13 protein-coding genes and 1 tRNA gene are annotated in these 13,468 nt (G+C 57.8%); 8 read left to right on the top strand and 6 right to left on the bottom strand.

The features are described 5' to 3' along the window. Positions 1–20 precede the first annotated feature (20 nt). The 4 genes from flgA to ACZ0AI_RS01205 all read left to right on the top strand — a co-directional run bounded on the left by flgA (position 21) and on the right by ACZ0AI_RS01205 (position 2,681). On the top strand, positions 21–779 hold the full coding sequence (gene flgA / locus ACZ0AI_RS01220; protein WP_463564200.1) for a flagellar basal body P-ring formation chaperone FlgA: 759 nt from the start codon (positions 21–23) through the stop codon (positions 777–779). A 163-nt stretch (positions 780–942) separates the two neighbouring features. Then, entirely contained in the window at positions 943–1,278 is a 336-nt protein-coding gene (flgM, locus tag ACZ0AI_RS01215) for a flagellar biosynthesis anti-sigma factor FlgM (RefSeq protein ID WP_463564199.1), read from the top strand. Positions 1,279–1,383: 105 nt separating this feature from the next. Continuing rightward, on the top strand, positions 1,384–1,851 hold the full coding sequence (locus ACZ0AI_RS01210) for a flagella synthesis protein FlgN (protein WP_463564198.1): 468 nt from the start codon (positions 1,384–1,386) through the stop codon (positions 1,849–1,851). A gap of 140 nt (positions 1,852–1,991) precedes the next feature. Beyond that, positions 1,992–2,681, top strand: coding sequence for a flagellar brake protein (locus ACZ0AI_RS01205; protein WP_463566033.1), 690 nt, complete (start codon positions 1,992–1,994; stop codon positions 2,679–2,681). 70 nt (positions 2,682–2,751) lie between these two features. Here ACZ0AI_RS01205 and ACZ0AI_RS01200 read toward each other — a convergent pair whose 3' ends face one another. The 4 genes from ACZ0AI_RS01200 to ACZ0AI_RS01185 form a co-directional block, all read right to left on the bottom strand. Next, positions 2,752–4,083, bottom strand: a complete 1,332-nt coding sequence (locus ACZ0AI_RS01200; RefSeq protein ID WP_463564197.1) for an MFS transporter — start codon at positions 4,081–4,083, stop codon at positions 2,752–2,754. 192 nt (positions 4,084–4,275) lie between these two features. Beyond that, positions 4,276–4,935 carry a YceH family protein gene (locus ACZ0AI_RS01195; RefSeq protein WP_463564196.1) on the bottom strand — a complete coding sequence of 220 codons (660 nt, stop codon included), beginning with the start codon at positions 4,933–4,935 and terminating at the stop codon, positions 4,276–4,278. A gap of 382 nt (positions 4,936–5,317) precedes the next feature. Then, positions 5,318–5,392: transfer RNA gene (locus tag ACZ0AI_RS01190), tRNA-Arg, on the bottom strand. A gap of 88 nt (positions 5,393–5,480) precedes the next feature. Beyond that, complete coding sequence (locus tag ACZ0AI_RS01185; protein WP_463566212.1) at positions 5,481–8,948, bottom strand: indolepyruvate ferredoxin oxidoreductase family protein; 3,468 nt, start codon at positions 8,946–8,948, stop codon at positions 5,481–5,483. 202 nt (positions 8,949–9,150) lie between these two features. On the opposite strand from ACZ0AI_RS01185, the gene ACZ0AI_RS01180 reads away from it, so the two are divergent. The 3 genes from ACZ0AI_RS01180 to ACZ0AI_RS01170 all read left to right on the top strand — a co-directional run bounded on the left by ACZ0AI_RS01180 (position 9,151) and on the right by ACZ0AI_RS01170 (position 10,410). Further along, entirely contained in the window at positions 9,151–9,618 is a 468-nt protein-coding gene (locus ACZ0AI_RS01180) for an Lrp/AsnC family transcriptional regulator (RefSeq protein ID WP_463564195.1), read from the top strand. 177 nt (positions 9,619–9,795) lie between these two features. Next, positions 9,796–10,032, top strand: coding sequence for a hypothetical protein (locus ACZ0AI_RS01175; protein WP_463564194.1), 237 nt, complete (start codon positions 9,796–9,798; stop codon positions 10,030–10,032). Positions 10,033–10,224: 192 nt separating this feature from the next. Continuing rightward, positions 10,225–10,410 carry a PA3371 family protein gene (locus tag ACZ0AI_RS01170; RefSeq protein WP_463564193.1) on the top strand — a complete coding sequence of 62 codons (186 nt, stop codon included), beginning with the start codon at positions 10,225–10,227 and terminating at the stop codon, positions 10,408–10,410. 51 nt (positions 10,411–10,461) lie between these two features. Here ACZ0AI_RS01170 and phnN read toward each other — a convergent pair whose 3' ends face one another. Next, positions 10,462–11,040, bottom strand: coding sequence for a phosphonate metabolism protein/1,5-bisphosphokinase (PRPP-forming) PhnN (gene phnN, locus ACZ0AI_RS01165; RefSeq protein WP_463564192.1), 579 nt, complete (start codon positions 11,038–11,040; stop codon positions 10,462–10,464). Positions 11,041–11,540: 500 nt separating this feature from the next. On the opposite strand from phnN, the gene ACZ0AI_RS01160 reads away from it, so the two are divergent. After that, positions 11,541–11,870 (top strand): Arc family DNA-binding protein, encoded by a 330-nt coding sequence (locus tag ACZ0AI_RS01160; protein ID WP_027906133.1) that lies wholly within the window; start codon positions 11,541–11,543, stop codon positions 11,868–11,870. 65 nt (positions 11,871–11,935) lie between these two features. Here ACZ0AI_RS01160 and mgtE read toward each other — a convergent pair whose 3' ends face one another. Then, on the bottom strand, positions 11,936–13,384 hold the full coding sequence (gene mgtE / locus ACZ0AI_RS01155; protein ID WP_463564191.1) for a magnesium transporter: 1,449 nt from the start codon (positions 13,382–13,384) through the stop codon (positions 11,936–11,938). Between the last annotated feature and the right edge of the window lie 84 nt (positions 13,385–13,468).

Genomic DNA, 13,468 nt, shown 5'->3' with positions numbered 1-13,468 from the left:
CACCTTGCTTCCAACCAGGCATGAATGCACAAACGACAATTATTCGACGCTCGATAACCAAGAGCCTTCGTTACTTGGCAGTTTTACCTGCTTTACTGGCACTCGGCTATAGCACGCTGACAACTGCCTCAGTCACCCTGCCCGATCAGCTTATCGGCGAGACTCAGCGCTTTCTTGAGCAGGCCGTAGAGGACTATTTGCAGCGCAGCAATATCCAGGCGCGGCACGAGATTCAGATCAACCGCTTGGATCCACGCCTGCGGCTACCGTTATGTGATCAATCGCTGACGACGACCCTGGAAACGCCAGCCGAACCAGTAGGCAGAGTGACCATGCGCGTACGTTGCGATGGCGCAGCACCTTGGACGGTATTCGTTCCCGGTCAGGTGCGCCTGTATCGTGAGGTGGTTACCCTGGTGCAGCCCGTCAAACGCGAAGGCGTGCTCAGCGAAGCCGATGTAATGCTGGCGGAGCGAGATGTAGGCTTGCTCAACCAGGGCTATCTGACTGATGTAGAACAAGCGATCGGCAGAAAAGCCACCCGCGCCATGCTGCCAGATCAAGTCTTGGCCCCCACACACATCCGTCAAGCAGAGGTAATCCGCCGCGGCGATCAGGTAGTGATCAGCGCACGCAGCGGTGGTATCAATGTGCGCATGCCCGGCGAGGCGCTTTCCGACGGTGCCGTGGGTAAGCAGATCAGTGTGCGCAACCAGCGCTCGCAACGGGTGGTTCGCGCCAGAGTGCTAGGCCCGGGGCAGGTTGAAGTCTCCATGTAGGCATGACTTGCATTTATTTCTACAGGCATTGTCGAACGGACTGGCTGACTGGAGAATGAGGGTGTTTTAGACTGTGCAAGCGACGCAATTTTTTGCCTAAAGTTTTTCTGGGCATAGCCGACAAACTAGGCAAGCGTCCAAACTCTGTCAGAGGTTTTGCATCATGGTCATCGATTTCAACCGACTCAACAGCACCACGCCAGCCAGCACAACACGTGCCGGTAGCGCCCAGGGCGGCAAGAACGAAGCCATCGATAACAAGGCCGGTGGTAACGAAGCCGCCGCCCAGAAAGCGGCTGTCAGCGCAAAGAGCGGTGAATCCGTTCAGCTGAGCAGTGAAGCACAGCAATTACAGAAAACCGTCGACAAGCTGCGCGACCAGCCTGCCGTCGATACCGACCGGGTAGCCAAGCTCAAGCAAGCCATTACTGACGGCACTTACCAGGTCGATAGCCCGCGCGTCGCGAGCAAACTGCTCAATTTCGAGTCCCAGCGCTAGTCTTCGGGCTTGTACTGGGGTGTTGGACGCCTAGAGACCGTTCGCCGTTTTGCTGGCTTGTTGGCCGACAGATCTTGAACAGTTTCTTCCCCAGAGAGCCCGCTTATGAACGCTACGCCCCTGCTCGACCTATTCAATGAAGATATCGGCCACGCCGAGCAATTGCTTGAGCTGATCGAAGCCGAATTCCAGGCCCTGAGCGAGCATGATTTGCCGCGCCTGCAGCAGATACTGGCAGACAAGCAGCCCTTGCTGGCCAGCCTTGACCAGCATGGCAAGCATCGCACCCAGATACTCCTCGGCTTCAACCTGAGCGCTGATCGCGCCGGCTTGCTGGCGCTCGCCGAGCGTTCGGATCAGGGTGATGCCCTAGTGACCGCTAGCGATAAACTGAGTAGCCTGCTGGAGAGCTGCCAGAGCGCCAACCTGCGCAATGGCCGGATCATCCGATCAAGCCAGAAATCAACAGAAAACATGCTCGGTATTTTGCGCGGCAACGAAACGCCTTCGCTCTATGACAGCAGCGGTGGCACCGCTAAAATCGGCAGCAAGCGCCCACTCAGCCAGGCCTGACATAACAACAAGATGCGCAATGATGCCGAAACGGCATTATCATTGACGCAGCAGTACTATGCCCCGGAGATCACTGGTTCGTGTCCAACCCCTTCGCCCAGGACGATGGCCCGCAACCTCCGAAAGTGCTCAAAGCACCGATGGAAATTGTTGCCAACCTACGCCTTCTGCAACACCACCATGACCCCCTGATCATCATGTTCAAGGAGCGCAATCAGCGCTTCCAAAGCTTTGTGATAGAGGTAGACCGCGATCAGAATCTGCTGATTCTCGATGAGATGATCCCCAGTGATGGCGAGCGCTACCTGCAGAACGGCGAAGCTTTCCGCGTTGAATCTCTGCATGACGGGGTACTGATCGCCTGGGATTGCCCAGCCGGCATGCAGGTAAGTGAGCATCAGGGAGAGCGCTGCTACAGCGGCGAAATTCCCCAAATGGTGCTTTATCATCAGCGTCGCAACGCGTTCAGAGCAGCGCTCAAGCAGTCAGACCAGGTCAAGGTGGAACTCGACGGAGCCAAGCTGCGCAGTCCACTGGAAGGCCTGATGCTCGATATTTCCGCCTCAGGCTGCAAGGTTCGCCTCCCCGGCAACGCCAGCGAAAAGCTGCAGCCGGGCCAAGTCTATGAGAGCTTCTGCGCACTGCTTCCGATAGGCAGACTGGAAGCCTCCGTAGAGCTGCGTCATGCTCGTTATGACGAGAAGCTTGATCTCACCTTCGTCGGCCTGCATTTCGCCAACTTAAGCGGACTGCAACAGCGACTGGTGGAGCGCTTCGTCTATCAGTTACAACGCGAAGCGCGCCGCTTCGAGAGCGACACCTTTCTATGAATCGCCTCTAGGGCCTGATGACGTTTCAGCTGCTCGGGTTGCGCTGAAACATCAACAATTCCCGGACTGATCAGGCTTGCGACGGTGCCGTAGGCTTATCTGCAGAATCGGCGTCAGTCTGCACATCAGGATCGGTCACAACGGGCTCAAGCATCTGATCCTGAACAACCTGCTCATCGACACGTGGATCCAGCGCAGCCACCAGTGGTGAAGCGGTCATGTTCACAGGCATCGCCACGTGCTGCAGCGGCGCATCATCGACCTGATGGAGATGCGTGACGATGTTCGAGCGCACTCTCCAGACCAGGAACAGACCGCAGACGCAGAAGAAGGCGTACAACATGTTGGCGCCGAAAAAACGCATCAACACACCGACCAGCAGCGGCCCGATACAAGCACCGACACCAAATGTCACAAGCAGCATCGCGGTCAACGACACACGCCGATCCGCCTCGACATGGTCATTGGCGAACGCCACAGCCAGGGGGTAAAGACTGAACTGCAGCATGCTGACAACAAAACCAACTGAAATCAGCAGCAACAACGGCGCTTCATGAAGGATAGCCAGCGGCGCCGCCACAACCACCATCACGCCTGACATGCCACGCATCAACTTGACCCTGTCGAAACGATCCGACAGCCACCCCAGAGGAGCCTGAACAATCAGGCCGGCAAGAATGCAGGCCCCCATAAATATGCCGACCTGCTCCGTCGCCAGCCCCATGTCAGCCGCATAGAGCGGTGCCAAACCATAAAAAGAGCCAATCATCAGGCCAGCTACGCCAATGGCCGTCAGCGATAAGGGAACACGCTGAAAGAAGAAGCGCATTTCCAGTGGCGCTGGGTGCAAGGGTGAGGGGTGCATACGTCGGGTAAGGGCCACGGGAACCAGGCACAGCGCAAAGGCCAAGGCGACCAGCATCAATAGCTCGAGGCCCAATGTCGGGTGTACGACCAGAACCAGCTGGCCAAGCACCAGCCCAAGGTAAGAGGCCGCCATGTAGCCTGCGAACACCAACCCACGCTGCTTGGTATCGGCCTGCTCATTGAGCCAGCTTTCGATGACCATGTACTGGCACATCATCCCCAAGCCTACCAGTACACGCAGCACTAGCCAGGCTGGCAGCCAGTCGAGTAAACCGTGCCCCAGCACCGCCGCAGTGACTACGCCAGCACAGGCCACATAGGCGCGAATGTGGCCGACACGAGCAATCAGCCGGTGACCAATCTTGCCGCCCAGCACCAACCCGAAGTAATTGGCAGCCATCAACGCGCCCGCCCAAACGCCCTCGCCGGATTCGGCCAGACGCAGTGCCAGGTAGGTACTCAACAGGCCGGAGCCCAGCAGCATTAAAACGGTGGCGATGTACAGAGAACTGAAGGACTTCCAGATCATGCGCATTGGACTGCGACGACTCCTTGTAACTTGAAGCCACCAAGGGGCAGCTCAATCTAAATCAAACAAACACCCAATGGGCAAACAGCCTTCACGGCTCGGCCTGTGATGGCAGTGCCCTATTGATAATGCGCAGTGCACAACAGTTCATTATTCCGCAGCAATACGTAGCCTATGCGAGAAGGCCCATTTGAAGGCTCAAGCAGATGTATTGCCTTCCAGCATTGCCAGGCGCGCCTCAAGCTCATTGATCCGCGCCTCAAGTGCCTCCAGGCGATCCGAAGAAGATCCATCAGACGAGCGCTCTCCCTGCCTTGAACGCTCTTGTAGCTGCACCTGCAACTCCGCCGGATCACCCAACAGATGGGCATAGCGATCTTCGCGCTGCCCAGGCTGACGACCGACCAGGCTCACCAGCTCACGCCCAATCAAACGTTCCAAGTGGTGCTGCACCTGGTCAGCATCGTCGAAGTTATGTAGGCGATTGCTTCGCGTAAGCAGCTCACTGATCGTCTGCGGCCCGCGCAGCAACAGCAAACCAATCAGCGTCACTTGCGGCGCAACCAACTCCAGTGCTTTGTCGGCACGTTGTTCCCAGCGATCAGCGCGACTCCCCATAACCAGCCGTGCCAAGCCGCGCTCTTCCAGGCTTCGCAAGCCCTGCCCGATAGCACCCTGGGTAAGATTCATCAACGGCTCGCGGCTGGTCTTCTGATTGCAAGCCAGCACCAGAGAATTCAATGTCAGCGGATAAGCTTCCGGGGTCGTCGCCTGCTTCTCGATCAGGCTCCCCAAAATGCGCGCCTCGACGGCAGTCAACGGCTCTACGCCGGGCACATCGTTTGGCTGATCGGACATATTGCTTACCTGGCTGAGGGAAATGCCCACTAGCGTAGCCTGCCGACAGGCAAGATGACATGCTCAGCGCATAATACTGAAAGGCGCACATCCATGATTTGCCCGCGCACTATCTGTCAGGCGCGAGGAAACCCATTAGAAGAAATGAGAAGGATTTTCATTGACTAAAAATCGAGAATGATTATTATCTACATCGTCAGCTGCGAAGCTGGCTTGATAAGCTGAATGCATCCACACGGAAGCTCCAGTTTATCTCCTCATCAGGCTAATCACGGTTATTGACCCGGCTTTTTGCCGGGTCTTTTTTTGATTTTTATCAGGCTAACGCAAACTTGTGTGGCTGAGCCGCGATGGAAACATCTCCATCCTCAGCGCTGGATCATGGCGTCCCCTGCTGGAATCGAACCAGCATCTAGCCCTTAGGAGGGGCTTATTCTATCCGTTGAACTAAGGAGACCCTTTGGATCCGGCGCTCATTACAGCAGCCGGCCGGCATGTTAACCATCACGACGGGATTTGTCATGCCGTTGCCAACGGGCTTTTGATCAAGCTGCCGGTTCGAACACCCTGACCACCGCAATCTCCTCTGCCTTCATCCTTATCTGCAATTGCCGCTCCTGCTCACGCACGCTTAGCACGGCCTTTTCCTTTACATGCCCATAGCCCCGGATCTGCTCTGGAAGTTCGGCGATGGCCAACGCAGTCTGGTAGTTGGAGGCGGTGAGGCCTTCAAGCAGCATTCCTACACTGCGCTCATAATCACCAATAAGGGAACGCTCCATTCGCCGTTCTTCGCTATGAGCGAACGGATCCACCCAGGTGCCACGCAAGAACCGCAGCGACGACAGCACCTTGAATGCCTTTAGCATCCAGGGCCCGAAGCTGCGCTTGCGAGGCTCGCCGGTTACCTTGTCGGTGTGACTGAGCCAGGAAGGCGCCAGATGAAACTGCAGCCGGAAATCACCCTCGAACTGCGCCCGCAATGCCTCGTTGAAAGCGCTGTCGCTATACAGACGCGCCACCTCGTATTCGTCCTTGTAGGCCAGAAGTTTGAAGTAGTAACGCGCCACGGCCTGGCTCAGGCGACGCTGAGGGTCGTTGTCACGTTCGCTGACACGCATCACCAACTGCCGATAACGCTCGGCATAGGTGGCATTCTGATAGGCGGTGAGGCGTGTGACCCGATCCTCAAGGATTGCCTCCAGCGTCTCGCAGCGTGGTACCTCTGCGATCGCAGGCCGCACCAAGCGCTCGACCGCTGCCGCATCATGGGCGGCGCGCCGCCCCCAGAGAAATGCCTGCTGGTTGAATGCGACCGCCACATTGTTCAGCTCGATGGCCTTGTCGATGGCTTGAGAGCTGACCGGCACCAGCCCTTTCTGGTAGGCATAACCCAGCATGAACAGGTTGGTGGCGATGCTATCGCCTAGTAGCCGAGTTGCCAGATGAGTGGCATCGACGAACCAGGTCTTGTCCGCTCCCACGGCATCGCTCAGCGTCTGGCGCATGGCCTGCCCCGGCACCTGAGCATCGGGGTTGCGGGTGAACTCAGCAGTGGCCGCCTCATGGCTGTTGATGACCGCGTGGGACACCTGCTCGTTGAGCTTGGCGAGAGCATCCTCGCCGGCCGCCACCACCAGGTCGCAGCCGATCAGCAGGTCTGCCTCGCCGGCGGCGATACGCACCGCATAGATATCGTCCTGATGGGCGGCGATGCGCACATGGGTATTCACCGGGCCGAACTTCTGCGCCAGGCCTGCCTGGTCGAGCACCGTGCAGCCCTTACCTTCCAGGTGCGCCGCCATGCCCAGCAATGCTCCCACGGTGGTCACCCCGCTGCCGCCGACACCGGGCAGCAGAATGCTCCAGGGCCGTTGCAACGACGGCAGGCGCGGCTCCGGCAGCGCCACGAACAATGCGCCCGCCCCGACCGCCTGCGGTTGGCGCAGTTGCCCGCCGTGCACCGTCACGAAACTGGGGCAGAAGCCGTCCAGGCAACTGAAATCCTTGTTGCAGGCGTTCTGGTCGATCTCCCGCTTACGCCCCAGCTCAGTCTCCAGCGGCAGCACCGACAGGCAGTTGGATTTCACGCTGCAGTCGCCACAGCCCTCACACACCGCAGAGTTGATAAAGGCGCGCCGCGCAGGGTCGACCAGTTTGCCGCGCTTGCGCCGGCGGCGCTTTTCGGTCGCGCAGGTCTGGTCGTAGATGATCACCGAAACGCCCTTGCACTCACGCATTTCACGCTGCACGGCATCCAGTTCACGACGGTGATGAAAGGTAGTGATCGAGGCGAAGGTCGAGCGGCTCGGGTACTTCTCAGGCTCATCGCTGACCACCGCGATGCGTTTCACACCCTCGGCGAATACCTGTTGGCTCAGTTGATCGACGCGCAGCTCGCCATCCACCGGCTGCCCCCCCGTCATGGCAACCGCATCGTTGTAGAGAATCTTGTAGGTGATGTTGACGCCTGCCGCGACAGCAGCACGCACGGCCAGATGCCCAGAATGGAAGTAGGTGCCGTCACCCAGATTCTGGAACACGTGCGGGGTATCGGTGAATGGCGCCTGGCCGATCCAGGTCACCCCTTCGCCGCCCATCTGGGTGAAGGTCTCGGTACTGCGATCCATCCACTGGGTCATGTAGTGGCAACCGATGCCGCCCATGGCGCGACTGCCATCAGGCACCTTGGTGGAACTGTTGTGCGGGCAACCCGAGCAGAAATGCGGGGTACGTACGGTGCTGTAGCTGCGCGCTGCCAGGGCCTTTTCCTTGGCATCGAGAAAGCCGAGGCGCGCCTCGATCACATCACTGGTGTAGATGGGAGACAGTCGCCGAGCGATGACCCGGGCGATCATCGCCGGCGTCAGCTCACCCAGATTGGGCAACAGTGACTGGCCCTGCTCGTCGAACTCACCCACCACCCTCGGGCGCTTGCCGACAGGCCAGTTATAGAGCTGGCCGGTCAGTTGGTCTTCGATGATGCTGCGCTTTTCCTCGACGACCAGAATTTCATCCAGCCCTTCGGCAAAATCATGCACGGAAACTGGCTCAAGCGGCCAACTCATGCCGACCTTGAGCACGCGCAAGCCGATCTGCGCACAGAGCGCGTCATCCAGCCCTAGATCCTCCAGAGCCTGCCGCACATCGAGATAGGACTTGCCCGTGGTGATAATGCCCAACCGTGGATTGGGCGAGTCGAGCATGATCTTGTTCAGGCCGTTGGCACGCGCAAACGCTCGCGCCGCATAGATCTTGTAGACGTTGAGGCGTTTTTCCTGAGCCAGGGGAGGATCTGGCCAGCGGATGTGTACGCCATCTTCGGGCAGTTCGAAATCGTTGGGCAGGCTGATCTGCACGCGCTGCGGATCGACATCCACCACGGCCGAAGAGTCGACGTTTTCAGCAATGGTTTTCAGCGCCACCCAGCAGCCGCTGTAGCGCGAAAGCTCCCAGCCGATGATGCCGTAATCGAGGATTTCCTGAACATTGGCGGGGTTGAGCACCGGGATCGAAGCGGCAATGAAGGCATGCTCGCTCTGGTGTGCGATGGTCGACGACTTGCAGCCATGGTCGTCACCGGCCAGTAGCAACACACCGCCATGGGGCGAAACGCCCGCCGAGTTGCCGTGCTTGAACACATCGCCACTGCGGTCGACCCCCGGGCCTTTGCCATACCACATGGCGAATACCCCATCGTAGCGGGCGCCAGGAAACAAGTTGGTCTGCTGGCTACCCCATACCGCAGTGGCGCCGAGCTCTTCGTTGACGCCGGGCTGAAAGTGGATGGCGTTCTGCTGTAGAAACTCGCGAGCCTCCCAGAGGCTCTTGTCCAGCCCACCCAGCGGCGATCCGCGATAACCGGAAATGAAGCAGGCTGTATTCAGGCCTGCAGCGGAATCACGCTGCTTCTGCAACATGGGCAGGCGAGTGAGCGCCTGGGTGCCGGTCAGGTACAGATGACCCGTGGCGAGACGGTACTTGTCGTCCAGGCGGATTTCGGCCAAAGACATAGGGCGGCGCTCCTGTTGTTTTTATAGCGACCTTTTCAAGTGGCAACGGTAGGTGCCACTTGTCCACATCCATCAGGATCACTGTATGGATGACTGCCTTAAGCATAGACCGGAGCTCAGCGATTTTTTCTTTCTCATTTGCGCCGCCAATGCCAATACTGAGCATGAACGTTCCAATAAAAACGACTAACCGGAAACGAACATGCACGAGCCATTGAGCGCCATCGACCGCCGCATCCTGCGCCTGATGCAACGCAATGCCGACCTGAGCGCCGCCGAGATAGCCAAGAAAGTGGAGCTGTCCCAGTCACCCTGCTGGCGACGCATCAACCGCCTGCAGGAAGAAGGCTTCATCGAACGAAAAGTCGCACTGCTCAGCCATAAACGACTCGGCTTCAACATCACCGTTTTCGTCAGCATCAAATTATCAGCCCACGGACGCAGCAATCTCGACGAATTCGAGCAAGCGATCACCGGCTACCCGGAGGTTCTGGAGTGCTACACCATGGCCGGCAGCTCTGACTATCTGCTCAAGGTGGTGGCGCGGGATATCGCCAGTTACGAGCGCTTTCTGCGCGACCAGCTCCTGCAGCGCCCCCATGTTCAGGAAGCGCATTCGGGCATCGCGATGAGCGAAGTGAAGCGCACCACGGAGCTGCCTCTGGACTGACGCCGAAGGGCATTCATGCATTTTGCAATGCGCCAGTTTGACCACCTTGCAACATGCACGGCATCAGGCTGTAAATTTACTTACAACTTATTGATTTATAAGTATTTTTTTATTTAAAAAGATTGGCACGGGAACTGCTCTTTTACTCGCATAGAATCCGAATGCGAGAACCCCACCATGAACAGCTTCATCGCCCTGGCCACCGCCATCGCTCTGACCCTGCTAGCAGGCGCCGCATTCGCCAATTTTCAAAATAACCAACAGCAGGCCACAGCCATGCACCTGGTGCAGCAGATGCGCGCCACACCTGTGCAGTTTCAGCACGCTACCAAGGTCGAACCTGGCCAATACGCTGCCAAGCCACTCTCAAACGATGAGTGGCAACCCCGCTCACAGCAACGTTTCACGTTCTGAGTATGAGTAACTGACATGTGGAGTGTATTTTTCCCCGGATTCGTACTGCTGCTCGCTACCATCACCTGTGTCGCCATTTGGCTGATAGATGGGCTTTCAGAGCAGGCTCCGCCGGAAACATTTAAGTATGAGCAGAATGGCCCCAATGAACCTTTTTTCTAGATGTCAAACGCGCAGCGTATGGAGAACATGATGTCCAAAACAGCCTTGTTGTTTCTGCTGACGGCAGTGATATCCGGATGCCTGCTCTGGATGGCACCAGAACAGACCGAGTGGCTGACAGCTACTGCAAAGGTCGTACTGGCCATCAGCGCGGTATCACTGGCAGTTGCATTGCTGATCGGCAAGCGAGTCAAGTTCGATCCGATCTTACGTTAGCTCCGCACATCAGCTTGGCGATAGCTAACAGCAGAAGTAATGAGGAGCGCCTTAACTAGCATAGCCTGCAGGCGCCTCGGTCTGTAGCAGATGTAGCAACCGGGTAACGGTGCCCTCAAGACGCCCCGAGTTGTCGAGGCGAATCAGGCTTTGATCGGCCATACCCTCCCCGCCTGCAACAAACTTCTCATTGCGCGCCAATCTGGCTTCGATCTCATCAAGCGCTTCGCGACCACGATGCAGCAACCTTGAGCGCAACACATTTGGCTCGACCTCTAGAAGCACGGGCAACAGCCCAGGGTAAAGCTGGCGGGCCTCGCCCAGGTATCCCCGAGAACCGTTGACCAGCACCTGATATCCTGCCGCCAACCACGCATCGATCTCCTTGAGGATGCCGTAGGCTAGGCTATTAGCCCGCCAGCTCATCGCGAAAGCGCCCGCCAGCTGCAGCTTCTCGAACTCATCGCAAGAGACGGCGATAGCATCCTCTCCAACGGCCTCCGCAGAGCGGGTGATTACACGTCTAGCGACCCGACATCTCTGAGCCTCCAGACGCTCACGCGCAGCCTCAAGCAGGCTGTCCTTACCCGCCCCAGAAGGCCCCATGAGATAGATCAACCTACCCGCCATTTAAAAACCTCTTTGGCCTTTCCAGCCAGACGATCTAGCACCATCGCGATGCAGTTCACGACGCAAATCAAGCGGAGCGATATCATTGGCCTACCAGACTCGGCACCCACTGGATAATACCTGCACTGCGCCCCGGTAGCGCCAACCCCATGTCAGCCAAGTGATCAGATATCGCATTGCGCACCCTGCAACTCCCGAAGCGGACGGGGTCTGCCGCGCAAACGCGATTGCAGAGCGCAGCGATCGGGGTAATAAATGCCCGATAAATGCGACTTCCCGCGCATTCGAGACGAATTTCGGCAACAGGTACTGGCATAAAGCCTTTATTCAGGCCAGAATACGACACGTAATTGGCGTCAATTATCTGATATCCAGTAGTATAATCGGCAGACAAAATTCCGACCGAGTTGAACGGCTAGCGCTAAAGATGGTCAAAATGCTGACAATCCCGTAGCTATATGCCACTACAGCTTCGTTTCCCTGAACTAATTGGTTGATGTATGCGCCCTATGAAACAGGCTATCTACTCCAGCCGTACGGCTGACAAGTTCGTCGTTCGGTTGCCCGACGGCATGCGTGAGCGCATTGCTGATGTCGCCCGCCAACACCACCGCAGCATGAACTCCGAGATCATTGCGCGCCTGGAGCAGAGCATGCTTCAGGAAGGCGCTCTGGACGACGAGCTCGGCGTGCGCCTGGACAGCCCAGAGCTGTCCCTGCACGAGCGGGAGCTGCTACAGCGCTTCCGGCAGCTGTCGCGCCGCCAGCAGAATGCGCTGGTTGCACTGATCGCGCACGATGCAGAGATGGCCGCCGGCAACGACGACTAACTGCACGAAAACAAAAAACCGGCCTGGAGCCGGTTTTTTTGTTGCCTACGAAAAGCTACACCTCCCTAGAGGAGGAACAGCGAAGCCATGCCCAGGAAAATGAAAAACCCACCGCTGTCGGTGACTGCCGTAATCATCACGCTGGCGCCCATCGCCGGATCACGCCCCAAGCGCATCAACGTCATAGGAATCAGCACCCCCATCAGGGCCGCCAAAAGCAGATTGAGGGTCATTGCCGCAGTCATCACCAAGCCCAATGACCAGCTGTCATAGAGGCCGTACGCCACTACACCAATCACTCCACCCCAAACCAGACCGTTGATCAGCGCAACGCTCAGCTCCTTGCGAATCAGCCGTGACGTATTGCCATTGCCGGTACTGACCTGATCGAGCGCCATCGCGCGGACGATCATGGTGATGGTCTGATTACCCGAATTGCCACCGATACCAGCAACGATAGGCATCAAGGCGGCCAACGCCACCAACTTCTCGATGGAACCCTCGAACAGACCGATAACTCGTGACGCCATGAAAGCCGTAACCAAATTCACAGCCAGCCAGGCCCAGCGGTTACGCAGCGATTTCCAGACGGAAGCGAAGATATCTTCCTCTTCGCGCAGACCCGCCATGTTGAGCACTTCGCTTTCGCTTTCCTCACGAATCAGATCGACCATTTCATCGATAGTCAGGCGACCGATGAGCTTGCCGTTCTTGTCGACTACCGGCGCGGAGATCAAGTCATAACGCTCGAAAGCCTGAGCAGCGTCGTAGGCATCTTCATCAGGATGAAAGCTGACCGGGTCATTGGCCATGACATCGGCAACCTGCTTCTCAGGGTCGTTTACCAGCAGACGCTTGATCGACAGCACGCCCTTGAGCACACCGTCGTAATCGACCACGAATAACTTGTCGGTATGCCCTGGCAGCTCCTTGAGCCGGCGCAGATAACGCAGCACTACCTCTAGACTGACGTCCTCACGGATGGTGACCATCTCGAAGTCCATCAGCGCTCCGACCTGCTCATCCTCATAGGAGAGCGCAGAACGCACGCGCTCGCGCTGCTGAGCGTCGAGGGTCTCCATCAGCTCATGAACGACATCACGCGGGAGCTCAGAGGCTAGATCCGCGAGTTCGTCCGCATCCATCTCTTTCGCCGCCGCGAGGATCTCGTGATCCTCCATGTCGGCGAGCAGCGTCTCACGCACGGCGTCGGACACTTCAAGAAGGATATCGCCGTCGCGATCCGCCTTGACCAACTGCCAGATGGCCAGGCGATCTTGCAGCGGAAGAGCTTCGAGAATGTAGGCGACGTCAGCGGAGTGCAGATCATCGAGCTTGCGCTGCAGCTCGGCGAGGTTCTGCCGATGCACCAGCCCCTCGACGCGATCCTGATGGTGGCCTTCCTGGCGATGAGTAAGGTCTTCAACCAGCCGATGCCGCTGCAATAGCTCAACGACCTGAGCGAGTCGATCCTGCAGGCTTTCTTGCGGCTTCTTGGTTTCTACTTCTGACATGGCACACTCCGCCCCCAGCGGCGGCGCGCGCCAGCGAGGATCAATCAGTCAATACGTGATTGCACACTTGAAATTCTGAGTTAC

Source organism: Pseudomonas sp. AC355 (assembly GCF_979258205.1).
The sequence above is the reverse complement of the archived record's forward strand: the minus strand, read 5'-3'. Positions and strand labels throughout refer to the sequence as shown.